Source organism: Streptomyces longispororuber (assembly GCF_014656095.1).
Taxonomy (GTDB): domain Bacteria; phylum Actinomycetota; class Actinomycetes; order Streptomycetales; family Streptomycetaceae; genus Streptomyces; species Streptomyces longispororuber.
Window position 1 is genome coordinate 1 of record NZ_BNBT01000032.1, and the last position, 23,342, is coordinate 23,342.

The following is a 23,342-nucleotide window of genomic DNA, read 5'->3' on the forward strand; positions in this document are numbered from 1 at the left end:
CGCCTCCCTCCGCTGCGCTCCAGGAGGCAGTGGAGCCGGCCGCTGCGCGCCCGGCGAGCCGCGCGATGCGCGGCCGTGGCTGGCGGGGTGTCAGGTGCGGCTAGTGGGGTCTCCAATAAGGGAGTTGAGGAGTGCTCCGCACTCCTGGGGCGGGTCCGCTGCGCTCCCCCGCCTGACGGTCCTTCCGGCTGCGCCTCCAGAACCGTCGGGGCCCGCTGGCGCGGGCCTGGCTGGCTATGGGGGGTGGGGGTCGCTCGTTCGTGTGGGTTCCAGTGTAGCGGGTGCATCAGATTGATGCAGCATGTACCTTTGGCGGAAACACGAGACACCCCCCAACCACCCGGGAACCTCCCCGGAATTCCGATAGGAACGACCGCAGATGAACGGTCACCACGAATCTACGGGATCCGATCCCGCGCTGAGCAGCGATTCTGTGCGCCGGGTGGCGCAGTACCAGACGGCGGGCGTGAACGCCCGGCTGAGGCTGTTCGCGCTCCTGGAGGCGCAGGGCATGCCCGCGAGCGAGGCGGACGACCTGGTGGCCGCGCTGGAGGCTGGGGCGGTCGCCGGGGCGCAGTGCCAGGTGGTGGGGCTGGACGGGATGGCGCCGGCCTCTCGGGGCTCGCTGTTCGCGGACGGCTGGGATGACGGCGTGACGGCTGCGAGCGAGGCCCTGGTGGGCATCGCGGACCGGGAGTGGTCCCGGCGCGGCAGCCGGTCGGCCGGGACCGCTGAACTGGCCGTACGCATCGCGGACGTGAGGCAGCGTGAGCGGGCTGACCTGGTGTGCCTGGAGGCGTACGTCCAGGAGACCGTGCTGCCGAGCACCCATCCGTACACCACGGCGCGGCGTCGGGTGCTGGAGGCGCTCGGTGAGGCCGGCGGTCTGTGCACCGCGCGCACGAGGAACAGCGACGGGGATGTCATCGTCTGCACGCGTGAGGCCGGGCACTACGTCCCGGACGACAAGCCGTCTTTCAAGGACGGGAAGCCGGGTGGCTGGCACAAGGCGGATGCGTCGATCTGGAACGACCTTGGTGCGGCCTGCATTCTGCACGAGGCGATCTGAAAGACCACGGGAATTCAGGCTCAGGAGAGGTAAGGAAATGTCGGCGATTCAGCTCAAGGAACACCAGGTAGATCAGCGCTCCGCGTTTCGTAGGTGGGTGGGATTTCCTGCAAGGTCATCTGTGCCCCCGCAGGGGGCACGGGGCACGATCGTGTCAGCGACCGGCTCGGGTAAGACGATCATGGCCGCCGCGTGCGCGCTGGAGAGCTTCGCGGACGGCCGGATCCTCGTCACCGTGCCGACCCTGGACCTGCTCGTGCAGACCGCCCAGGCATGGCGCCTGGTCGGTCACCGGGCCCCGATGGTCGGGGTGTGCTCCCTGGAGAACGACCCGGTCCTCAAGGAGCTGGGGGTGCGCACCACCACGAACCCGATCCAGCTCGCTCTGTGGGCCGGGACCGGACCGGTGGTCGTGTTCGCCACCTACGCCTCCCTGGTGCAGCGGCCCGATCCTGACCAGCATGGCGCGTCAGCCATCCCCCAGCAGCACGCGTCGGAAGAATTCCTGCGTCGGCTTGAGGCACTGTCGCCCGCACAACTTGAGGAGTACGAGCGTCAAGCCGCCCAATGGCTACCCCAGGACGTCACGCTCAACGACGTCAAGGAGCTGGCCGCGGCGCCCCGCAGGGTGCCCGGCCCGCTGGAAGCTGCCCTGGCGGGCGGAGAGCGGCTGTACGGGCAACAACTGACGGGCTTCGACCTGGCGATCGTGGATGAGGCCCACGGAACCGCCGGTGACCTCGGCCGTCCGTGGGCCGCGATCCACGACAACCAGCGGATCCCCGCCGACTTCCGGTTGTATCTGACCGCCACCCCGCGCATCCTCGCCGCTCCCCGGCCGCAGAAGGGCTCCGGCGGCCAGGAGGCGGAGATCGCGACCATGGCCGACGACCCGAACGGCACCTACGGCGCGTGGATCGCCGAGCTCGGCCTCTCGGAGGCGATCGAGCGCCAGATCCTCGCCGGGTTCGAGATCGACGTCCTGGAGATCCGCGACCCCTCGCCGGTCCTCGGGCAGTCGGAGGAGGCCCGGCGGGGGCGGCGCCTGGCGCTGCTGCAGACCGCCCTGCTGGAGCACGCCGCCGCGTGGAACCTGCGCACCGTCATGACGTTCCACCAGAAGGTCGAGGAAGCCGCCGCCTTCGCCGAGAAGCTCCCCGAGACCGCGGCCGAGCTCTACAGGAACGACTCCTCGGACGAGGACCTGTCCAAGGCGGAGCAGCTGCCCGCGTCATCGATCGACGCGGAGTTCTACGAGCTGGAGGCCGGCCGCCACGTCCCGCCGGACCGGGTGTGGTCGGCGTGGCTGTGCGGCGACCACCTCGTCAGCGAGCGGCGCGAGGTCCTGCGGCAGTTCGCCAACGGCATCGACGCGGCCGGGCGTCGAGTGCACCGCGCGTTCCTCGCCTCGGTTCGCGTGCTCGGGGAGGGCGTGGACATCACCGGCGAGCGGGGTGTCGACTCGATCTGCTTCGCCGACACCCGCGGCTCGCAGGTGGAGATCGTGCAGAACATCGGCCGGGCGCTCCGACTCAACAAGGACGGCTCCACCAAGGTGGCCAGGATCATCGTGCCGGTGTTCCTGGAGCCCGGCGAGGACCCGCAGGACATGGTCGCCTCCGCCAGCTTCAAGCCGCTCGTGGCCGTGCTCCAAGGCCTGCGCGCGCACGACGAGCGCCTGGTCGAGCAGCTCGCCTCCCGGGCGCTCACGAGCGGCAAGCGCAAGGTACACCTGCGGCGCGACGAAGACGGGCGGATCGTCGGGGCCGACGGCGCGGGCGGCGGCGAGGACCAGGAGAACGACGACACCCAGGCCGCCGCCGAAGCGGCCCTGCTCCACTTCTCCTCGCCCCGGGACGCGGCCACGATCGCGGCCTTCCTGCGCACCCGGGTCTACCGGCCGGAGTCCTTGGTGTGGCTGGAGGGCTACCAAGCCCTGCTGCGATGGCGTAGGGAGAACGGGGTCACCGGCCTGTACGCCGTCCCGTACGACGTCGAGGTCGAGGTCGGCGTCACCAAGGACTTCCCGCTGGGGCGGTGGGTGCACCAGCAGAGGAAGGCGCTGCGGGCCGGGGAGCTGGAGGAGCGGCGCAAGGTCCTCCTGGACGCTCCGGAGGCCGGGATGGTCTGGGAGCCCGGCGAGGAAGCGTGGGAGAACAAGCTCGCCGCGCTCCGGTCGTACCGGCGGGCGACCGGGCACCTCGCGCCGCGTCAGGACGCGGTGTGGGGCGAGGGTGACGCGATGATGCCCGTCGGGCAGCACATGGCCAATCTCCGGCGCAAGGGCGCGAAGAATGGCCTGGGCAAGGACCCGGAGCGGGCCGCCGTACGCGCGGCGCAGCTCACCGCGATCGACCCGGACTGGGACTGCCCGTGGCCGCTGAACTGGCAGCGCCACTACCGCGTCCTGGCGGACCTGGTCGACGCCGACGGCCAGCTGCCCGACATCGCACCCGGCGTCCTCATGGACGGCGACGACATCGGACGGTGGCTCCAGCAGCAGAAGCAACCGAGCACCTGGGCGCGGCTCCTGCCCGAGCAGCGGGAGCGGCTGACCGCGCTGGGCGTCAAGCCGCTTGAGGAGCCGTCTCCCGCCCCGGCGGCCGAGCGCGCGGCGAAGGGCCCGAGCAAGGCACAGCAGGCGTTCCAGCGGGGCCTGGCGGCCCTCGCGCAGTGGGTCCAGCGGGAAGGCCACCGGCCTGTACCGCGCGGCCACGCTGAGGAGATCGCAGTCGACGGCGAGACGGACCCGGTGGTCGTGAAACTGGGCGTGTGGACATCGAACGTTCGGGCGAGACGGGACAAGCTCACTCAGGAGCAGCTGGAGGCGTTGCGGGAGCTGGGCGTGGAGTGGGCGTAGACAGCGGAGGTCCTCTGCTGGCACCTCTGACGAGGGTCCCGATGTCAGAGGTGCCAGGGACACTGGTCGCAAGCCTCAGTGCCGCCTGAGGCGTCGGCTTCCTGGACTCGGAGGATTGGCACATGCTCACTGAAGCTCTCATGGCCGTGGCCGGGGCCGGCGGTACCGCCGTCGTCCAAGCCGCTGGCACCGACGCATGGACCGGTCTGCGGCAACGCGTAGCCCGTCTCCTGGGGCGTGGCGACGCTCAGCGCGAGAGCGCGGAGCTGGAGCGCCTGGACCGCACTGCGCAGGCTCTGGAGGAGGCCGACGCCACCGGCGAGACGGAGCGGACGCGCCTGCGCCAGGAGGCATCGTGGCAGACCCGCTTCGAGTCGCTTCTGGAGAACCTGGAGGACTCCGAGCAGCAGCAGGTCGCGACCGAGCTTCAGGCACTGGTGGCCGAGCAGCAGGAATTCGCGGCCCGCCAAGGCGTGGTCGGCAACACCCTCAATGGCCCCGCCGCTCTGCAGATCGGAAACCACAACCAGCAGGAGAACCGCTTCAACATCGCGAGCTACCTGCCCGCTCCCGTAGGCCCCCGGGTCGTCCTCCAGGTCTCCAATTCCATCCCTGTGTACGACCTGCCCGACGGGAGCCAGGACCTGGGCGATCATTTCGTCAGCGTGGAGGCGGTCAACACCGGTGACCAGCCGATCGCCATCACCAGCTGGGGTATCGAGCTCCCCGGTGATCGGCGCATGTTCGTCACGCGAGGCGAGAACTGGGCAACTCCGCTCCCCCACGTGCTCGCTCCCGGCGCCCCTCCCGCACGGTTCCTGATCCGAGCCGATGAGCTGCGGCGGGTAGAGCGAGAGCAGCGCATTCCGTACACGCAGATGCTGCCCTACGTGGGGCTGGCCGACGGGACGGTCGTGCGCGCCGATCGCAGTGTGCCGTTGGCCTGACAGGCGGAAGTCGATGAGGGGCGGGCTGCCGGTGCTGGCAGCCCGCCCCTTCGTCCTGACCGGCAGGTGGTCGGCGGCTACCGCTGGCGCGGGATGGTGACCCGGGCCTCCGCCAGGACGATGCCGGTCGCCGGGTCGCGGTGCACGGGAACGTACAGGCCCCATTCGGCGTCACCGGCCGTGAGCCAGCCTCCGGCCCATGGGGCGTCGGTGGTCGTGAGCACGCGACCGGCGAGCGGGCCACCCAGGAGTCGGACGATCACAGCGGTACCTCCATCCGGCGGGACTCTCCCGCCTCACCCCTTGGCGGGGCTCGGCACCGGAAGAACAGCGCCGGGGTGCCGGCGACTTCCGTCCCGGCTCTGCCGCCGGGCTGACGGCGGCGAGGCGCGGCGGCCCCGGCCGACTCGCAACCGGCTGAGCGCGCCCCGATCCCCGGCCGCGGCCGCGCCGCCCGTCCCGCCCGCCCCTTCCTCCTTCACTCCAGCCAAGGGACATGGGCAGAGCAGCCGCAACGGGGATGTCAGCGATCCGACCACGGCAAAACGGCGCGGTGACCTGCGCGGACACGGAGACGGTCCTGCGGGCCGCGCAACACCTAGCGCAACCCTTGGCGCAACATCCAGCGCAACAGATAGGCGCAACCCCCAGCGCAACCTCGTGCTCCTGGTCGACCGGGGCGGCCGGTCACGCGGCCCGGATAGCTCCGTGGGCGCGGGCGAGGTGACGCAGCTCGGACCGTGCCGCCGGCACCGAGGGGACGGTCTCCCAGTAGGGGTGCCACCACAGCCGTACGGACAGGAGCAGCAGGCGGCGGCGCAGGGCGGTGGTGTCGCGGGGGCGAGGTGCGGCCAGTGCTTGGTAGGTGGCGTTCCAGGCGGCTTGCGTCTGCACCAGGTCGTCGGGGAAGTCGGTCACGTCCATAGCGGCATTAGATCGCTTGTTCGAATTGCGTGTCACTTCGGACACGCCCTGTCCGGTGCCGTGGTCGGGTCCGCGCCGGGCGCGGTCGGCCTCATGGTCGGGGTCGCAACCAGCGTGGTCGGCCTCGTGATCGGGTCTGTGGTCGGCCCCACCACGGCGGTCCGGCCCGGTCTGGAGCGGCACCCGGCCGGGTGATCTTTCTTCGCGTACGCGGGCGCAGTCCTAGCTGCATGCGTCCAACTTGCTCATTTCCAGGGTGCATTGACAGCTTTTCGCATATTCTGTCATGTTCTGTCCGCCGCTTCCGGCGAACGAGCGAGAGGTGATCTCATGCGACGAACCGAGTACGACGCGAGCCAGGCCGCCAAGCGCCTGAAGGTGCCCGCAGCCGCCTTCCGATGGGCCCGCCACACCGGCCTCATCCCCGACCCGGACGCGTCGTCCTGCCAGTGGTCCCGGGCCGCTGTGGAGGCACTGGACGCCGACGCCATCCGGGCCGCGATGCCCTCCCCGCCGATCGGCGGCGGCGCGGCGGCGGACCGGATCGCCGACGCGCTCGGCACCCCGAACGTGATCGGCGAGAAGGCGAACGTCACGGCCTTCGTGGTGCGGCGATTCGTCGACCGCGGCCTGCTGGTCGACCTGAGCGCGAACCCAGACGGAACGCTGCACCACCCCGACCAGGTCGACCAGGTCTGCCGCCGCGAGGACCTGGCGGACCTGGTCGCCGCCGATACCCCGCTCGGACCCGAGCAAGCCGCCGCCCGGCTCCGGGTACGGCGTGCCGACTTCGACCACATGGTCCGGCTCGGCTGGGTCCGCTCACCGCAGTCGATCGAGGTCCGCTTCGGCACGAGCCGGGCCGGAGCCGTCGACGTCGCGCTCTACACCACGGCGTCCGTCGACGCGGTCGTCCCCGCCCACCCCGAGGTCGACTGGGAGCAGCTGCGCGCGGTGGAGAAAGGCCAGCGCTCGCCTCTCGCCTCCCTGCGCCCGGCACCGGCGCCCGCGTAGGCCTGCTGCGACCGTCCCGCACGGGGTGAGAGCCGGTCAAGGGGACCGTGAACCTCGGAGGGCCGACCCGTGCGGGTCGCGGAGCGGGCCGACCCTCCCTGGTCAGTTCCTGTTGGCGGGGCGGGCGTCCAGTGCCACGTGCAGGCGCTCTGCGACGGGTCGGTACTGCTGGACGAAGCTGGGGTCCTTCATCTGGTCGGGCGCGGGCAGCTGCTTGTACGAGTAAGACCGGCGTCGGGCGAGCGACCAGCCCAAGGGCCGCAACCCGACGCGGTTCATGTCCCGGTCCACGCCCGCCAGGTAGGCCGCGTCGACGGGCAGGTCCCAGTTTGACTGCCAGATCACCCCGTCCAAGGTGATGGGGAGGCGAAGGGGTCCGAAGAGGAAGCCCAGGCAGCGCTCGCGCAGAACTGCCGCGCTCTGTTCGGGGCTCAGCGGAGAGCCCTCCTCTTCACCTCCAGGGCCGGGGAGCACGGTCCTGCAGTCGCTGTCCGGGAAGACGTCGATCTCGCCGAGAACGACGTGCGCCGTGGCGATCTCACGGTCCGGGTAGGACCAGCGCCTCGGCAGAAGGACGATCACGTCGTGGCTGTCGACGGCATCGGCCACCGCCGCCGCGAGCGGGCTGCGGTCGGCGCGCGGAAGGCCGCGGTTGTTCTCCCGCACCGGCTGGCGGGCCTCCCACATGCAGGTGTGGCGCGTCAGGAGGCCAGGGCCGTCCGGCGCGGCCCACAGCGTGCTGGTGGTCGGCTCCGGCGGGGCAGCCGGCTCGGTCTCCTTCTTGCTGCGGCTCCGGCTGCGCCTGGCGCCGCTCATAGTCCAGCGCCAGAAGTCCTCAGCTTCCTCGAGGAGCAGGACCCGCTGACCACCGTGCGCCCAGACCGCCGCGATCCCGCCGACCAGGTGATAGAGGTTCCCCGAGCGCTCCGCCAGGAACCGCAAGACATGCGGTGTGCGCGGCGCTTCGCTGGCCTTCTCGCGGCGCAGGGCCTCGGTGTACTTGCCCCCGCTCCGGCTCGCCCGGCGGGCGTTCTGCGCGGCGGTGGACTGGTTCTTCGGCATGACGTACTCCTCTGCCCGGACCGGGCCACGCCCCCGGCACCGGCTCGTACGACTGCCGTGGATACGACGGAACGCAGAACGGTTGGAGCGGGCCCCGCAGGACCTTGACCCCCCGCGTCCGGTGGCGTGGGTCCGGAAGCAGGCGGTGATCGGCAGTACGCCACTAGCCGGTCAGGATGCTAACCGGCACGGCCACACCGGCCGAAGCCACGTGCCGCCGACTCCCTCAATCGGGCGAGGTACCCGGCGGCGGTGCGTGCCCGGGTCGTTGTGGAGCGAGAGCAGCGCATCCCGTACACACAGATGCGGCCATACGCGGGACTGGCCGACTGACCTGGGGCGGCGTGGTGCGCGCACCGGTGCAGTCCTTGCTGCAGTTTCTGCGCGGCGCCTGCCGTAACCAGTAGCGCAACACGCTGGTGCTCGCCGGTCCACGCCGGGGATACTCGCCGCCATGGGTCAGGTCAGGGGGCGCCCAACGCCGTGGTGGTACAAGGTCCCGCCGGTCGCGGTCAGCCTGATCACGCTGTCCGCGGTCGCCATCGCGCTCCACCTCACCGTCGGGGTGCTGGTCGTGTCGCTCGGGGTTGGCTTGGCCGCCGGCCTGCTCGCCGCCCTCGCCCACGGAGTGGCGCAGCAGGCGCACGACGCGCGGCACCGCCCGCGCCGTTAGAGCCAGGGCTCGCCGTCGCTGATCGCGAACAGCAGGGTGCCGAATGCTCCGAGGTACCGCACCGCCTCCTGCTGCTCGGTCTCGGCGAGGGCCTGCGGCAGCAGGGCGAGCAGCTTGGCGAGGCGGGCGTCGATCGCGGGTACCGCTCGCGCGGCCGCGCACGCGTCGGGGGCCGCCTCCAGGCGCTGCCGCACCCGCCGCGGGTCGGGGCGCTCCGCCTGGAGGAGGTCCTCGTACGGCGTCCACAGCCGCTCCAGGACGACGTCGGCCGCCTCCATGTCCGCGCGGCCGATGGGCCAGGCGCCGGACTGCACCGCGCGGGCGGCGTCCCGCGCGGCGTCCTTGAACCTCTCGGGCGTGGTCGGCGTGCTCATGCCGTGACCCTAGCCGGGCGCCGAACGTCTGGGCAGGCGTGCCCGGCATCGATCGCGGCAGCGGGCTGCTTCAGTCGCTCGTGCACGGCGGATAGGACGTCTGGCTACGTAGGGGTTCTCGGGAGGCGTTTGTCGACGGTCACGGGAGGCACATTGAGGGTGCTTCCGGTGATCAACATCGACGAAATCGGGAGTCACTGCGGCCTTCCTCGCGGGCCGAGTGTGGCCGTCGCTCACCGCTCCTCCAGGTCGTTCGCCCTCGCTCCGCTCGGGGCGCTCCACCTGGACCAGCGGCTTCGCCGACAGCAAGGGCCCGCAGCTACCGAGGAAGGGCCCAGAGTGCCGCACGCCAGCGGCCCCGGTGCGGGTGCCTCCCGATTTCGGGCTCTGGCTCTCTTCTGTGGAGGGTGACGTTGTGTAGGCGCGGAGGCTGTCCCGAACTCTCCAACTGGGCCTTGTCACATGGCCTTGTCCTGGCATGATCCCGGCATGACCATGCCCATATCTGAGTCCTGGACCCGTATCGAGTCGTGGCTCGACGTGCACGCTCCGCGAACGTTCGCCGCTCTCGAACCCCCAGCGGAGCGGTCGGCAATCGCGGCAGCGGAACAGGCCATTGGCCAGCCATTTCCCGAGCCCTTGACGGAATCCCTACTGAGGCACGACGGCACGGGTGACTACGACTTGCTGCCGCCGTTTTGGCAGCTACTCAGCGTGCGGCACATCGTTAAGGCCTGGCAGTTGCGCATGAAAATCTACGGCGCTGAGCTGGCTGGCGCGGAGGAGGGCGATCTGGACGGGGATTACGGCCCGTGGTGGCACGCCCTATGGGTTCCCTTCGCTGCTGACGGCGGAGGGGACTACCTCATCATCGACCAGCGTCCGTATCGCCGCCGGGGGCGGGTCGGCGACGCTGATCACGAAACGGGGTGTTCGTTCGGCTCGCACCCCATGTGGTCATCGCTTCCGGCTCTCTTGGACGCAACCGCTACCGCCCTGGAAACCGGCGAGGCTGTGGGCGGGTACCTCCCTGTTGCAGTCGATGAGACTGAATTGGATTGGGAGATCATGTAAGCGTTCAGGCTGGCTGTTCAGGCGAGGAGCACTCGGCGGCGGAGCAAGGCGAAACTGGCCCGGCCGAACATCTGGCGTTTCAGCGTCTTGATGCGGTTGACGTGACCTTCACCGACGCCGGAGTCCCAGGGCAGGGTGAGCCCGGCCATGGCAGCGTCGAGGTCGCGTCCGAGGTGGGATGCGAAACTGTCTGCGAGCTCGCACCCGACAAGCGGTTGGACGTCAACTTTGGCCTTCACCCGCGGGCGGAGTGGGCCGCCCGTGTCGTGGAATGCGTACGGGCAGGGCTGGGCGACGACGGGTTCTCACGGCTGATCGAGGGCATCAGCGACATCCTGGACGACCTAGCCGACGAAGCCGAACCGGCCAGTATGCAGTGACTCCAGCACTCCCCGCTGCGGCGCTTGGCCTGACTCCTACGCCCGCCGGATGCTCACTGCCGCGGCGAAGCGCGCGCTGTAGCCAGCCAGGAAGTGCCGTTACCAGCCGCCTGCGTCGCCGCCGTACAGGGCCCACAGCTCACGTGCGTGGCCAGCGACGGCGCGCGCGGCGCCGCGCTGTTCGGGGATCGCTCGCTCGTTGGCGGTCAGAGCGTCCAGGAGGTCGCACAGCGACGCGGACAGCGTGACCATCGCGTCGTCGATCACGGTGTCACCGGCCTGAGCGTGGAAGGCGAGATGAAGTTCGGCGAGCTGGGCGAGGTAGCCGGCTTCGCCGCGGCCGAGGTCGGCCCGGTAGGCGGTGATCAGTTCCGGTCCGACAGCGGAGTCGAGTACGGCGCAGGCCGCGTCGGTGAGGCGAACGCCCAGGGCGTGGGCGTCGCGTGCTGGAAGTGCGTGTTCGGCCAGGGCGAGGCTGACAAGGCCGGCGATGGCGAACGCGCGGCGGGCCCGGGCCAGCAGCACGACCGGCGGAGCTGGACGGTCGGCGGCCGGGGCGGTCAGGGCCCTGGCCTCGTGGGCGAGAACTTCCCGAAGGCGTCGGCCAGGCGGTTCGCTCACGGTCATCCTGCGACGGTAGCCGCAGCGGTGCTCGGCGGGCAGTCCGCTCCCCAGCCGAAAAGGGCCCGCGCAGCAAGGCTCGGGCAGCCGCCCGCCGTGCACGCGGTGCCCCAAGCAGGCCAAGGAAAGATCAGGGGACAATCGTGCGCTACGCCAGCGCCCGTCCCGCGCTGCGCCTCGATCGGATGCGATTCCCGTTCCCGGCCAACTGCCGACGCACGGCGTTGCGTAACAGCGGGCATGAGATCGAGCAGCCAGCACAGCGGCGCGGCCGGGTCTGGTCGGCGGCAGCCGCCCTGGATGACGCGATCGCGTTCGCCGTCCAGGAGCTTCTCGCCGTGCGGCGTGCGCTCGCTCCGAGGACCGCACCGTCCCGGAGTCCGGCGATCCCGGGGCGCGGCTGCGGCTTTCCTCGGCCTCTGCTGCGGCAACGACCAGGACGAGGCCACGAGGCCGTCGGCGCCGGCAACCGGGGGGCACCGTGTTGGCGGACACCGGCCCGGCCCGCCCCGGGGAAGGCCTGCACCGTGACGCCGTGGACCTTGCCTGAGCCGATACTCACCACAGCCGTGGACAGCCCCGAGCTGCCTCCCGGACACGCGGCGGAGATCAAGTGGGACGGCTTCCGCGCAGGGCTGTCCCTCGACGCCCGCCAGGTGGTCCTGCGATCCAGGAACGGGACCCAGATGGCACCCGCGTTCCCCGAGATCGTCGCCGCGGCCGCGCAGCTTCCCGACGCCTCAGCCCTGGACGGTGAGCTGATCGTATGGGAGTCCGGCCGGCTCGCCTTCGAACGGCTGCAGGACCGGCTCAGGCGGCGCGGCGCGGCCGCGGCCCGGGCGGCTGAACAGTGGCCGGCCCACTTCGTCGCGTTCGATCTGCTGCGCCTGTCCGGCACCAGCACGACGGGGTGGTCCTACCGGCGGCGCCGCGCCGCTTTGGAGCAGGTGTTCGCCGACCGGGGCCTGGGTGCGCCGTGGGCGCTGTGCCCGTCGACCACCGACCCGGCGATGGTGCGCGAATGGCTCACCTGGACCACGGCGACCGGCCTTGAGGGTGTGCTGTTCAAGCCGCTGGACAGCCTCTACCGCCCCGGCGTGCGGGGGGTGTGGAAGAAGTACAAGCCGCGCGAGACGACCGAGGCCCTCGTCGGCGCGGTCACGGGTTCGGCGGCGGCGCCCCGGACGCTGCTGCTGGGCTGCTACGACAAGGACGGCTGCCTGCACTACACCGGCCGCACCACCACCCTCTCGCACGCCGCCGGGCAGAGCGTCGCCGCCTACCTCACCCCCGCCTCGGACCGGGACGGGCATCCCTGGGCTGGCTGGTCGTTCTCGGCAGGGTGGGGCAGCACCCGACAGCTCGAGGCCGTCCTGGTCGAGCCTGAGCTGGCCGTCGAAGTCTCCGTCGACGTCGCCCGCGACGCCTCCGGCCGGTGGCGCCACCCCGCACGCTGGCATCGCGCGCGGCCAGACCTCTCCCCCGCCGACGTTCCCCGCTGGACATCACCGCGCTGACGACAGCACGGCGCGGCGGCAGGAACAGCCCGGCGCGCGCCAGCAGGGCCGGGGGAAGGTCGGGCCGAAGGCGGGGGCTGGAGGACGCATCCGGGTGCGAGTCCGCCTTCTCACAGCGGACCGAAACGGACTGCCCTCTGCGAAGGGGGGGTTCACCAGAGGCATCCGAGCGCAGTCATGAGTTCGTCTCGGCTCTGGTCGCGTGTTTTGCGGAAGACTGCCTTCAGGTGGTCATCTACCCGTGTACGGGGAGAGGCCAAGAGCAGTGGCCACTTATCGGCTGGTGCGTGCGTTCTTGAAGTGTCCGATGATGCGGCGCTCGCGAGGAGTGAATCCGTACCAGGCGGGCAAGCACTGCGGCCTCGTCGTCTGGCGGTCGGGGGACTGCCCTGCCTCGATGCTGAGGTAGGGCCACCCGGTCGCCGGTGGAGCAGTTACGGGGCAGCTGTCACGGTACGCCCAGAAGCCTTCGGAAGAAGTCGGTGAGCACGGGGCGGGCGCGCTCGCGGTCGCGCAATTCGTCGTGGCCGAACCGGAACACCTCGTATCCGCGGAGCTTCAGGTCGCGGTCACCGGCCATGGTGGCGGAGTACTTTGCGCTGTCGGGTACGGCTCCTCCGTCGCGCGTGTAGTGCTGCATGCCGTCGACTTCCAGCACCACGCGGCGGTTCCCGGGCAGCAGCATGAGGAAGTCCATGCGGAGGTTCTGCATGGCACGCTCCCCGCGCTCGCGGACGGTCTTGGGGTCCCAGTGCACCCATATCTCTGGCAGGAGCGCGGGTACGTCGGACAGTTGGCCCTTGTAGAGGTTGTGGTAGAGCCAGAACAGGTTCCTCTGGCCTGCGGATTCGCGCGGCAGGGAGAGCTGCATGCGGTCATAAAGGGTGTGGCGGGCCGTCTCCGGGTCCGCGATGCCGCGGGTTTCCTGCCACCAGGACAGCAGGTCGCTCCAGAGGAGCCCGTTCTTGCCTACCGGGTGGTTGTAGACCAGGATCTTGTCGGCTCGCTCGGCGATCTCAATGTCGTTGTCGAGGGCGCTGGTGAAGCGGATGTCGGGCTTTCCCTGGGTGGCGAAGATGAGGTTGCGCGGCCGGCGGGCGGTGCCGCGACCGAGCTGGCGCAGGTGGAACTGGGGGTATCCGTCCGTCTCCCCTTCTTGACGAAGCTGTGCGCCGACCGGCTGCAGATGGCCGTTGGCCAGTTCGACGAAGCGGCGCTGTGCCTGCTCATCAGGAAGGACTTCGGGGGCGGCCAGGCCCTCGAGGAAGCGGCCGAAGCGGGGATGCGGAGCTTCGAAGGCTTTGAGCTGCTCGAAGAGATCCTCGGTCGACCAGTCGTTTCGAAACCTGATCACGTGGCGCTGGATGTCGGAGCGCAGGGTGCCAAGGTGGGGCCCCCACACATTGAACTCGTCCTCCCCGAGGTCCCAGAGGCTGCCCAGCAGGGTCAGAAAGCGGTCCGGATACTTGAGGTGGTCGGAGAGATCGAGTTCCCTGGCCAATTCTCGCCGCGTACGGCCGGGTATCTCCACGTAGTCGCGACCAAGCCACACAACGTCCTGCAGTTCCATCTGCTGAGGAGCTATAAGCGGCTCGCTGTCGAGAACTGCCTGAGCTACATGAGGCAGTCGGTTGTCCGGACAGGCTCCCAGACTCGCGGTCAAGCGCTGGTGCTTGGTCGCTTGGTCCTTGGGCGGGGGCGAGGGCAGGCCGAGTCGCTCACACAGCGCTGGTAGATCCTCATGTCGGTATCGCTGGTACAGCGTGATGCACACGTCTTCGATCAGGCTCCGCAACCGCTGGAGGTCCATCTGCTCAGCCATCCCATGATGATGAGCCAGGTCGCGCTTCGGATTCCAGACGTGGCCGCGCTGGGTCGTCCGCGACTTCTCCTTCGAGGCGAAGACGGAGGGGGTGTAGAAGGCAACGCCGCAGGGTGGACGTCCTCTGTCAGTGCTGCCTGGTATCTGCTGTGCTGTCAGGTACGCCATAAGCATGCCGGATCGCTGGGAGATGCGATTCATGCCTTTCACCGCGCTGCACCCCGAACTCGGCCTCCTCGACTCGACCCTTCATGGTCTCGGACACAACCTGGAGTGGGGCCAGATCCATAAGGTCCGTCCCCGTGTCCTCCTCACCTGCCCAGACTGCTCCTGGGGCCTGCACCCGAAGGTCTCCCGCTACGGAGTCCGGTTCTTCTGCCACGACCGCGACCGGCCGGAGTCGTGTGAGCTGCTGAACGAGTCGTGGGAGCACCACATGCTCAAGCTGGAGATGGCGGGCGCGATCCGCACGGCCGGATGGTTCGCGGCACTGGAGGTGCCGGCCGAAGACGGATCGTGGCGGGCGGACGTCATGGCCTCGTCCGCGGACGGGAGCCGTCGTATGGCCTGGGAGGCGCAGTTGTCGCCGATCACGGTGGAGGACATCGCTGCCCGCACCGACCGGTACGCGGCGGAGGAGGTCCGGGTGTGCTGGGTGTACCCAGGCGCGCGGCCGCCGCAGTGGATCAGCGCGGTGCCGGCCGTCCGGGTCAGGGCTCCGCAGGAGCGGGATCACCCGTGGGTGGTGGACGACGGGCTCGCCGGGTTCGTGTACCGGAGCGGGCGGTGGGAGTTTCAGGAAGAGCCGCTGGAGCGGTTCGTGCGGTGGGCGCTGGAAGGGCAGCTTGTTCCCGCCGAGGTGCTGCCCCGGTATCGGCGGGTGTACCGGGTGGTCGACGGTGAGCAGCGGCGGTTCCGCCGGGATCGGTGGTGGACGTCGCGGAAGTCGATCGCTGACCAGGGCAGGCACGAGGTGATGCGGCAGCGGCAGGATGCCGCGCGGGCGGAGCGGGAGGCCCGGCAGAAGGAGCAGGAGGAGGCCGCGGAGCGGCGTCGCAAGGAGTTGGAGGAGCAGGAGCGGGCGCGGAAGGCCGAGGAGGCTGAGCGTCGACGGCTGGAGCGAGAAGAGGAGGCGCGTCTGCGCCTGGAGGAGGCACGGCGGCGGTGGGCGGAGGAGGATGCTCGCCGGGAGCGGGAGCGGGTGGAGCACGAGGCGCGTCTGGCCCGGGAGCAGGCCGAGCGTGAGGAGCGGGAGCGCCAGGACCTGGAGAAGGCGCGGGCGTGGTGGGGCCGACTGTCGCCGCAGCAGCAGACCGAGCTGTTCGCCGCCGTCGCCGCGTACGCCTGGCGGGAGTCGAGTGTTCGGGTGGAGGTTCCGGAGAAGCCGATGATGTGGGCGCAGTACGCCCGCGGCGTACCGGTCCACGTGGCTGACAAGCAGCGGACACTGTATGGGATCGTGCGGCCCTGCCCCGACCTGGTCGCCGCCTGCCCCACGCTCACGGAGGAACTGGTCTTAGCCCGCAGCGCCCACGAGGCGCGCGAACTCGCCGCCGTCCTGCCCCACGGCCGGATCGTCCACCTCGACCTGCCCGAGCACGAGCAGCTCGCCATGTGCTGAAGCGGCGGGCTGTCAGTACTTCAACGGGAACAGCATCGCGACCACGTAGTGCTGCCTCTCTTTCCTCGGCACTGGGGTGGGCCCGGCCGGGCCCACCCGGCAAGGCTCTCAGGTCAGGGCTGCATGGCCGGCGTCGGTGGCCTCCATCAGGTCTGGCCGCTCTCCGTTCGCCGGGTGGGCGATCCGGATGAGACCGCCGTCATGCAGGTCGATCATCGCCTTGTAGAGCCCGAACTGCTTCTCCCGCCAGGCCACGCGTCGAGGGTCTTCCGCGGCGGCGCTTCGCTCGAAGTTCGCCGGGTGGATGGTGTGAAAGAAGTCAGAGGCGGCTACAGGCTCTGGTGACTGGGCGATCAGGCGAAGGAGCTCATACTCGTCGGCGTTCAGCGTCATGACGGCAGCGTAGAGGTCAACCTGGGCAGGGATGACGAATTCTGGCTTCGCTCGCGGTGTTGCATCCGGCACCGTCACCCGCCTGAGCCTGCGGGCGTTCGCGGAACGCTACGCCGGTGTTCCCCCGCCCGCGGTGCCCCAGCCGGCCAGGAAGGCGGCCAGCGCGCGGCGTTGGTCTTCCTCGCGCGCGACCTGCCGGGCGAGGATGTCGCGGTCGACGTACAGGTCGACGGCGGCGAGGACCAGACGCCGGAGTTCGGCCGGCTCCAGCGCTTCGACCTCCCACTGCACCGGGCGGCGGAGGTCGAAGCCGTAGCGGCGGGCGAAGGCCGGCCACCTCGGATCACCGTGCTTGCCCTCGGTCGCGGGCAGCTCGTAGGCGCGCACCTGCTCGTAGGTCAGCAGCACCCGCTCGGTGTGGCTCCAGCAGCCCGTGCGCGCCACCCAGTCCCGCTCGATGTCCTCGCCGGAGCAGTCGAAGTCGCCGACCACCAGGAGCACGGCGTCGCGCGGGTCGGTGGTGACGCGGTCGTGGACGACGTCGGCGTACGACTGGGAGCCGAAGCCGCGGACCACCAGGACCGGGATACCTGCGCCGGCGAGCCAGCCGGTCAGCTGCTGGCGCAGGGTGTCCTTCTCCGCGGCGACGTACAGGGCGTGCTCCTGGCCCTCGGCGCTGACCGCAGGTGTCACGCCGAGGTGCCACACGGTCAACTGCCGCATTGACGCGACGCCGTACTGCTGCTGTGCGCTCTCCTGTGATTCCTCTCCGCTCTCACGGTGCTGTCAGTGCTCGCCTCTATCCTGCCGCGATGGGAACAGAAGAATGGTCGCTTGCCGTCGCCGCGCTCTCGCTGCTCGTCTCTGGACTGACCACGGCCTGGACCGTCAAGTACGCCCGTGCACAGCTCCGCCATGCTCACCAGGTACAGAAGGAAGCCAGTGAGCCCTACGTTGTCGTCGACATTGAGCCCAGCGATCCCGGCTCTTTGGCCATGGTCCTCAGCGTGCAGAACACCGGCCCCACCATGGCCCGCAACGTACGCATCACTGCCACCCCGGAGCTGACCTCCTCCGAGGGCGATGACATCACCAAGATGCTGCAGCGTGTCCTCGCCCGCCCGATCCCAATGCTCCCGCCGGGGCGGCGTCTGAAGTACTTCTTCGACACCAACCAGCGCTTCCAGTCCGATCTGCCCATGACCTTCTACTTCACCGTCAACGCCCAGGGTCCGGGCGGCGACGTGGAGCCGCTCCACTACAACGTCGACCTCAGCGTGTACGGCGAGGCCCTGGTAGGACAGCGACCTACGAAGTTCCTCGAAGAGCGCCTGAAAAAACTGGAGAAGCCCCTGGTGAAGCTGGTGAAGTACTACGGCGCCGTGAACCAGCCGGCCATCCGCGCCGAGGCGGAGCGGCGGATGGCTGCCTGGCACCGCCATCAGGAGGAGTTGTGGCCCGGCAGCACCGGCGGGGCCGACTCCGGCTCATCCTGACCCGCTGCCCGCCACGAACCGGTGCCGGCATTCGTAGCGGAAGCGGGACAAAGTCTTAGTGCTTTGTGGAGCCTTCCTCGGCGTACCGCTGAAGGAAGGCACGAGCGACCTCGTCGATCTTTTTGGCAGGGTCGGGACAGCCTTGGAAATCGAACCATTCGCTGTGGGTACGCACGCTGTTGAAGTGCTCATGCAAGTAGCGCTCGAGAGGGAAACCGCCGCGAGCACTCCAGCGAAGTTTCAGTGTGGTCGCAGAGCCTATCTGCAGCGACTTCATCCGCTGGGCGATGTCCTTCGCAACACCGATCTTGATTGAGTTGGGGATGCTGTCGGTCGATATGGCATACACCCAGCGGTCATCGAAGCGAATCTCCTCGTGCACCGCACGAGACCCGAATTGCTCCATCGCCTCGATCATCTCCTCGTAATTGCGATCCATCCGTTCGTTGATAGCGGTCGCCAGACGGTTCAACTTGTCTCGGGCCTGCTCGGCAGTGAGCGCTCCAGCAGCGACCAGGTCAAGGAGCTCAACTACAGCCGGAACCTCGATGTCGGTGCCCCGGCTGGAAGCGTCTCTGCGTGCGTCGGCACTCCGCCCGAGCCCCCAGTGCAAGGTGACGTCCTCTATGCGGTGACTGCCGAAGTCCAATTGCACGGTGAAGGATTGAGCCACGGTGAATCCTTTCAGGCCGAAGGGGCGGTGTGGCGCCAAGGGCCATCGTTACTGATGCGACTGACATTGGTGATTGGCGACTTGCACCCATCGGATCACCGCTGACGACGCGGGCTCGTCCAGGGTGACCTTGGGCTTGCCCGCGTCCGCCGGATGCTTGCCCGGCTCAGCGGCGCAGACGTGAGAACCAGCCGGTGGCCTTCTGCTCGGGCACGGCCTGCCGCTGCTCCTGCTCCTGCTCCTGGTGCCGCTTGTACTTGACGCCCGGCCAGGCCTCCTCCAAGTCGGTCTCGTGCTGCTGGTCGCAGTCCCCGCACAGCGTCGGCCGGGGCTCTGGGGCCGTGTTGCCCCAGCCGACGCGCTCGGTCGCTTGCCAGCGTGCGTCGGTGAAGTCGGCACCGCACTCGGTGCAGACGGGGCGCCGGGTGTTTAGCCGGAAGTCGTGGGGCCCCGCCTCCGCGCGGTCCGGCTCCTGGTGCTCGGGCGTGCGGGCCGCCGGGGCGAGGGCGGCCGCGGCGGCCCTCTGCTTGCAGCCGTCGCACAGGTGCGGGTGGGAGTCCTTCTCGGCTCCCCAGTCCTTCGGCTGTGCGGCCTCCCACCGTTCGTCGGTGAACTTCGCCCCGCAGCTGGTGCAGACGGGGCGGCGGGCTTCGCGCTCGGCGGCCTGCTGCGCCGCCTGCTCCTGGGCCGCCCGCCGCACCTGTGCCTGGTACTCCGCCTGCCGCACCTTGGCCTCTTCCCGGGCGCGGGCATCGGCCGCCTCACGACGGGGATTGCCGATCGCCTCCCGCAGGGGCTGCATACGGTCGCGGCCGAAGCGCAGGAACACCGGTCCCTGCGGGCCGAGCTCGCGCAGGTTCTTCAGCCCCGTCGCGATGATCGGAATCTTCCCGTCGTAGAGGTGAAAGCCCGTGTGCCGCTGCCCCTGCCACAGGTGACGGGTCAGCTCCTGCAGCCGCGGGACGGTGCGGTTGGGGTTGCGCTCGCCGATGCGGTTGAACACCAGCAGGACCGGCGGGTGCGCCCGGTCGCCGGAGCAGGTGTCCGGCGCGCTCCAGCGGGTGCGCCACATCGGGCGCTCACGACCGTCGGTGTCCTTCACCTTCCGCCGGAAGAACCGGGCGTACTTCTCCAGCTTGTCGGCGAGTTCCTCCGCGGTCTCGTGGCAGTTGTCGACCTCGATGAACAGCAGCGGCACCCCGTCCTGCGGGGCGGTCAGGACGATGTCGGCCTGGGCGCCGCCCTTGCCGGGCGCGCTCCACGTACCGGTGGCGGGCAGCGCAACCTCGGTCCAGTACGAGGCGATGGTGCCAATGCCCTCCGGTCCGTCGACAGATGCCTGGGCGGCGGCCTGGACGTGCGGCGGGTTGCCGGTGAGCTTGGCCATGTTCGGCTTCGGGCGCAGCATCGCGATCACCGTTTCGTTGACGGCCATCGGGTGGGAGGCGCCGCTGGAGCCCGCGCCGCGCGCGGTGGAGCCCATCTCCCCCGCCGGGCGCCGCAGCTCGTAGGAGGCGGCTTCCAGGCCCTTGAGGGTCAGGTTCCGCAGGGCGTCGCCGGTCTCGGTGGAGCCGCCGTTCTCGGACAGGCCATGCCTGCGCATGTCGGAGAGGGCGGCGGTGTGCGCGGCGGTGCGGGCCTGCTTTTGCTTCGAGGGAGTCGGCTTGTCGGCGTGCCGGAAGGTCAGGTGCGGGGCGCTGATCCGCTGGATCTGATCAGCCGTGGCCACCTTCAGCACCCCGAGCACGCGCAGCACGTCACCGCGGTAGCTGTTCGTCGACCCCGCCGGGTTGGTCTTCCGCTTACTCGCCATCAGCTCTGCTCCCTCGTCGCCCGCGACCGGCCGCCGGCCGACCGCCGCTGTTGGCCGCGCCCGGCCAGGGGGCGTCCGGGCCCCCGGAACCCGATGATCTCCTCCACTACGGACAACAAGAGGAGAGAAGAGGGTTGTGACGGCGCAGTCTTCGCGCTGATTGCGGCCCTGACAAGGGGCTTTTCTTCGGTGCGCAGTGCCGGGCACCAAAGGGGGTCCTCAAGGGGGCTTCGCAGGGGGCACCCAGGGAGTCTCCTTGGGCCTGCTCGCCGCGGGCCGGCCTTTCGGTGTGATCGGCCTGCGCGGTGCCGCTGCCCGGCCCCAGGGTGAGTGCTCGTCATCGTCTCGTCTCCTTCGCTGCCCCGGCCGGGGCGGCCGGGGTGAAGGAGCAGCGTGCAGACGACCCCCTTGTCCGCGGTCTGACCGGGGCCGGTAGCGGACCCTGTCTAGGGGAAACGTGGCCGTGGTCGGGCCGGTAGCGGAGGTGGACAAGGAGGTGAAGCGGAGCCGGACAAGGGGGCCGGGCGCGCCCGGCCGTACCCGGACAAGGGGTCGGCCGACGGCGGGTGCACCGGTGCGGTGCGGCGCATCGGGTGCGGCGCACCGGCCCGCGAGGGTGCCAGACGTCGTCGAGGTGGTGCGGTGACGGACGCGGTGGCGCACCATCGCGGTGCGCACCACGGTGGAGTCCATCGTCGTCCGGCACACCAGAGTGGACTCCACCGAGTGGAAGCCACCGAGTGGAGCCCACCCGATGTTCTGCATCCGGTGGCGAGGCGCGGCATCGGGTGGACTCCACTCAGTGGACGGTGCAGGGCACCGTCACCACAGCCAGGCGTTGGAGTGCCGCACCCGGGACAGGGCGCGGGCGTCACGGCGCGCGGCGGCGTTGCCAATCCGGTTCTGCCGGGGGCGAGGCCGGCGCGAGTTCCTCACGGCGAGGCGGCGCTTGGCGGCTTCCTGGAGTCGCTTGCGCTGCTTGCGCAGCTCCGCCTTCTTCACCGCCTTCGACTTTGGCTTTCGGGGGCGCTTCCAGATTGGCTGCCATCCCAGGGGCTCGTCGACGTCGGGCTCCTGGTCCTCGGTGAGCGCGGCGGCCATCTGCGCGCGGGCGGCACGGGCGCGGGCGAGCGCGTCGTCGGGGATGGGGCGTTCTTCCGGGGGGCTCACGTGACTCCTCCTGTGGTTCGGCCCGGCGTGTGCTGGGTGCCGGGTTGCTGGGTGTGCGGCGGCGGGGGCGTCGCCGGGGCGGGCTGCGGACGCAGGCCGTGGGCGGCTTCGCGTGCCCGCCGGCTGTCCTGGAGCGTGGCGGCCACCTGTGCGGCGGCGGCTCCGAGGGTCTGGCGGGTCTGCTCCACTGTGTCGATGCCGGTCTCCGGCTCCGGGAGGTGGTCGTCCTTCCGGCCGTCGCGGAAGGGCCTCGGGTGCGGCCTCGAGGTGGCGGGCACGGCGACGGCGTACGGCCGGGTGCGGGAGCCCAGGCGCGCCGCTCGCCGCGCTGCGCGGACCCGGGCGGCCAGGGCGCTGGCGGCGAGGCGGGCCCGCTCGTACGGGGGCGCCGTGCGGCTGCGGGTCAGCGGGCGCAGCACGGCCTGGTCCTCGGTGTCGCGCGGGTACAGGGCGCGCAGGTCGGCGGTCATCCTCCGGCCGCGCCCGACAGGGCGGGTGTAGTCGTCGACGACCGCCTGCACGATCGTCTCGTCCACGCCCGGCCGGTGGGGCCGGCCGCGCAGGACGTAGGCGAGGTGGCGGCGGGCTTCGGCGAGCAGGTGATGGCGCGCGAAGGCGCCGCGCATCACGTACACCACGGCGACGACATCGACGGCCGCCAGCACAACGTCGACCACCGGCCGCACCCGCGCCCACACCGCCGCGGCCGCCGCCCGCGCCCGCTCTGCGAGCCGGTAGACGGTGCAGGCCCCGAACGCCCGGGTCGCCGAGGCACGCCAGCGCTCGCGCAGCTCGGTCAGCGACAGCAGCTCGGTGCGCTTCGGTGAGCGGGTCTGGTCGGCGGCCTGGCAGGCCAGCGCGTAGGCGGCCCGCTCCCCCGGCGCATGCCCCTGCCGTTCCTCGTACCTGGCCGTCAGGACGGGCAGCGCGTCCTCGATCTGCTGGCGACGGGTCGACTGCCAGCCGATCAGCCGCCGGTCGATCCCGGCGATGTCCATGACGGGCCGGCGGCCGGGCGTCACCTCGCGGGGCTCCCACGCCCACCCGAGCCGGGCGGACACCTCCTGCATGAAGGACAGCGTGTAGAGGGTGTCGGCCGCCACGATGTGGGTCATCAGCGAGTCCGCCGACAGGTTGCCCCACTTCCCGTCGTGCGGCCGCCGGGCCCGGATCGACACGACCGCGTGCGTGTGAAGAAGTGGCCTCGATTCCCTGGCCCTGGACTCGTAGTGCCGGAACACCGCGACGACCAGACCGTCCTTGACCCGGGCGCGCTCCTTGCCGCTGGCCTTCCAGCGGATCTCCGCGACCGACTCCTCCAGCCACGCCAGCGTCTTGTCGCGGGCGATGTCGTCGCACAGCTCCAGCACCCGGCGGTGATCGTCGTCCATCAGGGCCCACGCGATGTGTGCTGTCGACGGGGCCCGGAACACCAGGTCCATGGCCAGCCACGGCGTGCGCTCCTTCGCCTTCTCCGTCTTCGGCGAGGCGTTGTGTTCGATGGGTCTGCCCAGCACGGTCGCGCGCCGCGCCTGCGCCGGGCTCTTGCCCTGCGCCAGGAGCTCGCGCTCGATCCGGTCGGCGTCCGGGTGCCGGCCCTCCCCCAGGAGGAGTTCGGCCTGCCGCTCGGTCACCACGTCCCCGGCCGTCAGGCCGAGCGCGGCCAGGCCCCGGCCCTTCCACACGCCGGGCGGGACACCGGCTTCGTCCTGGGCGGCACGCAGCGGCGCGCCCGCCCGGCGGTGGCCGTCGCCGACCATCACGCCACGGGTGAGGTAGCGCCACCCATGCCCCGGGCGGATTGGCGACATGCTGATCATCGACCCATGGAACCCCAGC

At 70.5% G+C, this 23,342-nt stretch carries 22 protein-coding genes; 10 read left to right on the forward strand and 12 right to left on the reverse strand.

The features are described from left to right. The first annotated feature begins 379 nt into the window (after nt 1–379). The 3 genes from IE330_RS13050 (at nt 380) to IE330_RS13060 (ending at nt 4,876) form a co-directional block, all read left to right on the forward strand. The gene (locus IE330_RS13050; protein ID WP_190136125.1) at nt 380–1,069 is read left to right on the forward strand and encodes a hypothetical protein; all 690 of its coding nucleotides are present in this window, start codon (nt 380–382) and stop codon (nt 1,067–1,069) included. Between the two features lie 37 nt (nt 1,070–1,106). Beyond that, the gene (locus IE330_RS13055; protein ID WP_190136126.1) at nt 1,107–3,929 is read left to right on the forward strand and encodes a DEAD/DEAH box helicase; all 2,823 of its coding nucleotides are present in this window, start codon (nt 1,107–1,109) and stop codon (nt 3,927–3,929) included. Between the two features lie 122 nt (nt 3,930–4,051). Then, nucleotides 4,052–4,876, forward strand: a complete 825-nt coding sequence (locus IE330_RS13060) for a hypothetical protein (protein ID WP_190136127.1) — start codon at nt 4,052–4,054, stop codon at nt 4,874–4,876. Between the two features lie 77 nt (nt 4,877–4,953). Here IE330_RS13060 and IE330_RS13065 read toward each other — a convergent pair whose 3' ends face one another. Together IE330_RS13065 and IE330_RS13070 are read right to left on the reverse strand one after the other, a co-directional pair. Next, nucleotides 4,954–5,139 (reverse strand): hypothetical protein, encoded by a 186-nt coding sequence (locus IE330_RS13065; protein ID WP_190136128.1) that lies wholly within the window; start codon nt 5,137–5,139, stop codon nt 4,954–4,956. Nucleotides 5,140–5,563: 424 nt separating this feature from the next. Then, nucleotides 5,564–5,800, reverse strand: coding sequence for a DUF8825 domain-containing protein (locus IE330_RS13070; protein ID WP_167794874.1), 237 nt, complete (start codon nt 5,798–5,800; stop codon nt 5,564–5,566). 330 nt (nt 5,801–6,130) lie between these two features. On the opposite strand from IE330_RS13070, the gene IE330_RS13075 reads away from it, so the two are divergent. Further along, nucleotides 6,131–6,814 (forward strand): hypothetical protein, encoded by a 684-nt coding sequence (locus tag IE330_RS13075; RefSeq protein ID WP_190136129.1) that lies wholly within the window; start codon nt 6,131–6,133, stop codon nt 6,812–6,814. A gap of 102 nt (nt 6,815–6,916) precedes the next feature. On the opposite strand, the gene IE330_RS13080 is transcribed toward IE330_RS13075, so the two are convergent. Beyond that, the gene (locus IE330_RS13080) at nt 6,917–7,876 is read right to left on the reverse strand and encodes a hypothetical protein (RefSeq protein WP_229925602.1); all 960 of its coding nucleotides are present in this window, start codon (nt 7,874–7,876) and stop codon (nt 6,917–6,919) included. Nucleotides 7,877–8,330: 454 nt separating this feature from the next. On the opposite strand from IE330_RS13080, the gene IE330_RS13085 reads away from it, so the two are divergent. Next, nucleotides 8,331–8,549: a hypothetical protein gene (locus IE330_RS13085; protein WP_190136130.1), complete on the forward strand. Its 219-nt coding sequence runs from the start codon at nt 8,331–8,333 to the stop codon at nt 8,547–8,549. Here the strand turns inward: IE330_RS13085 and IE330_RS13090 are convergent. Further along, the gene (locus tag IE330_RS13090; protein WP_190136131.1) at nt 8,546–8,923 is read right to left on the reverse strand and encodes a hypothetical protein; all 378 of its coding nucleotides are present in this window, start codon (nt 8,921–8,923) and stop codon (nt 8,546–8,548) included. The genes IE330_RS13085 and IE330_RS13090 overlap by 4 nt on opposite strands. Before the next feature lie 489 nt (nt 8,924–9,412). Between IE330_RS13090 and IE330_RS13095 the strand changes: the two genes are divergently transcribed. Next, a complete protein-coding gene (locus IE330_RS13095) occupies nt 9,413–9,997 on the forward strand; it encodes an SMI1/KNR4 family protein (protein WP_229925603.1) in 585 nt (194 codons plus the stop codon). A gap of 101 nt (nt 9,998–10,098) precedes the next feature. Then, nucleotides 10,099–10,377, forward strand: coding sequence for a hypothetical protein (locus IE330_RS13105; RefSeq protein ID WP_190136194.1), 279 nt, complete (start codon nt 10,099–10,101; stop codon nt 10,375–10,377). Nucleotides 10,378–10,476: 99 nt separating this feature from the next. On the opposite strand, the gene IE330_RS13110 is transcribed toward IE330_RS13105, so the two are convergent. Then, complete coding sequence (locus IE330_RS13110; RefSeq protein ID WP_190136132.1) at nt 10,477–11,004, reverse strand: hypothetical protein; 528 nt, start codon at nt 11,002–11,004, stop codon at nt 10,477–10,479. Between the two features lie 536 nt (nt 11,005–11,540). Between IE330_RS13110 and IE330_RS13115 the strand changes: the two genes are divergently transcribed. Next, nucleotides 11,541–12,515 (forward strand): ATP-dependent DNA ligase, encoded by a 975-nt coding sequence (locus IE330_RS13115; RefSeq protein ID WP_229925604.1) that lies wholly within the window; start codon nt 11,541–11,543, stop codon nt 12,513–12,515. Nucleotides 12,516–12,963: 448 nt separating this feature from the next. Here the strand turns inward: IE330_RS13115 and IE330_RS13120 are convergent, their stop codons facing one another. Further along, nucleotides 12,964–14,337 carry an AbiJ-related protein gene (locus IE330_RS13120; RefSeq protein WP_190136133.1) on the reverse strand — a complete coding sequence of 458 codons (1,374 nt, stop codon included), beginning with the start codon at nt 14,335–14,337 and terminating at the stop codon, nt 12,964–12,966. 190 nt (nt 14,338–14,527) lie between these two features. On the opposite strand from IE330_RS13120, the gene IE330_RS13125 reads away from it, so the two are divergent. Next, on the forward strand, nt 14,528–15,958 hold the full coding sequence (locus tag IE330_RS13125) for a competence protein CoiA family protein (RefSeq protein ID WP_229925605.1): 1,431 nt from the start codon (nt 14,528–14,530) through the stop codon (nt 15,956–15,958). A 108-nt stretch (nt 15,959–16,066) separates the two neighbouring features. On the opposite strand, the gene IE330_RS13130 is transcribed toward IE330_RS13125, so the two are convergent. Further along, a complete protein-coding gene (locus IE330_RS13130; RefSeq protein ID WP_190136195.1) occupies nt 16,067–16,351 on the reverse strand; it encodes a hypothetical protein in 285 nt (94 codons plus the stop codon). A gap of 108 nt (nt 16,352–16,459) precedes the next feature. Then, nucleotides 16,460–17,074, reverse strand: coding sequence for a hypothetical protein (locus IE330_RS38880; protein ID WP_229925606.1), 615 nt, complete (start codon nt 17,072–17,074; stop codon nt 16,460–16,462). A gap of 89 nt (nt 17,075–17,163) precedes the next feature. On the opposite strand from IE330_RS38880, the gene IE330_RS13140 reads away from it, so the two are divergent. Further along, on the forward strand, nt 17,164–17,847 hold the full coding sequence (locus IE330_RS13140; protein ID WP_190136134.1) for a DUF8453 domain-containing protein: 684 nt from the start codon (nt 17,164–17,166) through the stop codon (nt 17,845–17,847). A 55-nt stretch (nt 17,848–17,902) separates the two neighbouring features. On the opposite strand, the gene IE330_RS13145 is transcribed toward IE330_RS13140, so the two are convergent. From IE330_RS13145 to mobF, 4 genes are all read right to left on the reverse strand, one after another. Further along, the gene (locus tag IE330_RS13145) at nt 17,903–18,520 is read right to left on the reverse strand and encodes a GIY-YIG nuclease family protein (protein ID WP_190136135.1); all 618 of its coding nucleotides are present in this window, start codon (nt 18,518–18,520) and stop codon (nt 17,903–17,905) included. 166 nt (nt 18,521–18,686) lie between these two features. Beyond that, complete coding sequence (locus IE330_RS13150; RefSeq protein ID WP_229925607.1) at nt 18,687–20,333, reverse strand: replication-relaxation family protein; 1,647 nt, start codon at nt 20,331–20,333, stop codon at nt 18,687–18,689. Nucleotides 20,334–21,155: 822 nt separating this feature from the next. Beyond that, nucleotides 21,156–21,503, reverse strand: coding sequence for a hypothetical protein (locus IE330_RS13155; protein WP_190136136.1), 348 nt, complete (start codon nt 21,501–21,503; stop codon nt 21,156–21,158). Next, complete coding sequence (gene mobF / locus IE330_RS13160; protein WP_229925608.1) at nt 21,500–23,323, reverse strand: MobF family relaxase; 1,824 nt, start codon at nt 23,321–23,323, stop codon at nt 21,500–21,502. The genes IE330_RS13155 and mobF overlap by 4 nt, the downstream gene beginning before the upstream one ends. Nucleotides 23,324–23,342 lie beyond the last annotated feature (19 nt).

Coding starts and splice junctions, on each gene's coding strand:
- IE330_RS38880 (WP_229925606.1), bottom strand. CDS start 17,074: ATGCGGCAGTTGACCGTGTGGCACCTCGGCGTGACACCTGCGGTCAGC.
- mobF (WP_229925608.1), bottom strand. CDS start 23,323: ATGATCAGCATGTCGCCAATCCGCCCGGGGCATGGGTGGCGCTACCTC.
- IE330_RS13075 (WP_190136129.1), top strand. CDS start 6,131: ATGCGACGAACCGAGTACGACGCGAGCCAGGCCGCCAAGCGCCTGAAG.
- IE330_RS13055 (WP_190136126.1), top strand. CDS start 1,107: ATGTCGGCGATTCAGCTCAAGGAACACCAGGTAGATCAGCGCTCCGCG.
- IE330_RS13095 (WP_229925603.1), top strand. CDS start 9,413: ATGACCATGCCCATATCTGAGTCCTGGACCCGTATCGAGTCGTGGCTC.
- IE330_RS13130 (WP_190136195.1), bottom strand. CDS start 16,351: ATGACGCTGAACGCCGACGAGTATGAGCTCCTTCGCCTGATCGCCCAG.
- IE330_RS13080 (WP_229925602.1), bottom strand. CDS start 7,876: ATGCCGAAGAACCAGTCCACCGCCGCGCAGAACGCCCGCCGGGCGAGC.
- IE330_RS13085 (WP_190136130.1), top strand. CDS start 8,331: ATGGGTCAGGTCAGGGGGCGCCCAACGCCGTGGTGGTACAAGGTCCCG.
- IE330_RS13070 (WP_167794874.1), bottom strand. CDS start 5,800: ATGGACGTGACCGACTTCCCCGACGACCTGGTGCAGACGCAAGCCGCC.
- IE330_RS13090 (WP_190136131.1), bottom strand. CDS start 8,923: ATGAGCACGCCGACCACGCCCGAGAGGTTCAAGGACGCCGCGCGGGAC.
- IE330_RS13110 (WP_190136132.1), bottom strand. CDS start 11,004: ATGACCGTGAGCGAACCGCCTGGCCGACGCCTTCGGGAAGTTCTCGCC.
- IE330_RS13050 (WP_190136125.1), top strand. CDS start 380: ATGAACGGTCACCACGAATCTACGGGATCCGATCCCGCGCTGAGCAGC.
- IE330_RS13140 (WP_190136134.1), top strand. CDS start 17,164: ATGGGAACAGAAGAATGGTCGCTTGCCGTCGCCGCGCTCTCGCTGCTC.
- IE330_RS13125 (WP_229925605.1), top strand. CDS start 14,528: ATGCGATTCATGCCTTTCACCGCGCTGCACCCCGAACTCGGCCTCCTC.
- IE330_RS13150 (WP_229925607.1), bottom strand. CDS start 20,333: ATGGCGAGTAAGCGGAAGACCAACCCGGCGGGGTCGACGAACAGCTAC.
- IE330_RS13120 (WP_190136133.1), bottom strand. CDS start 14,337: ATGGCTGAGCAGATGGACCTCCAGCGGTTGCGGAGCCTGATCGAAGAC.
- IE330_RS13060 (WP_190136127.1), top strand. CDS start 4,052: ATGCTCACTGAAGCTCTCATGGCCGTGGCCGGGGCCGGCGGTACCGCC.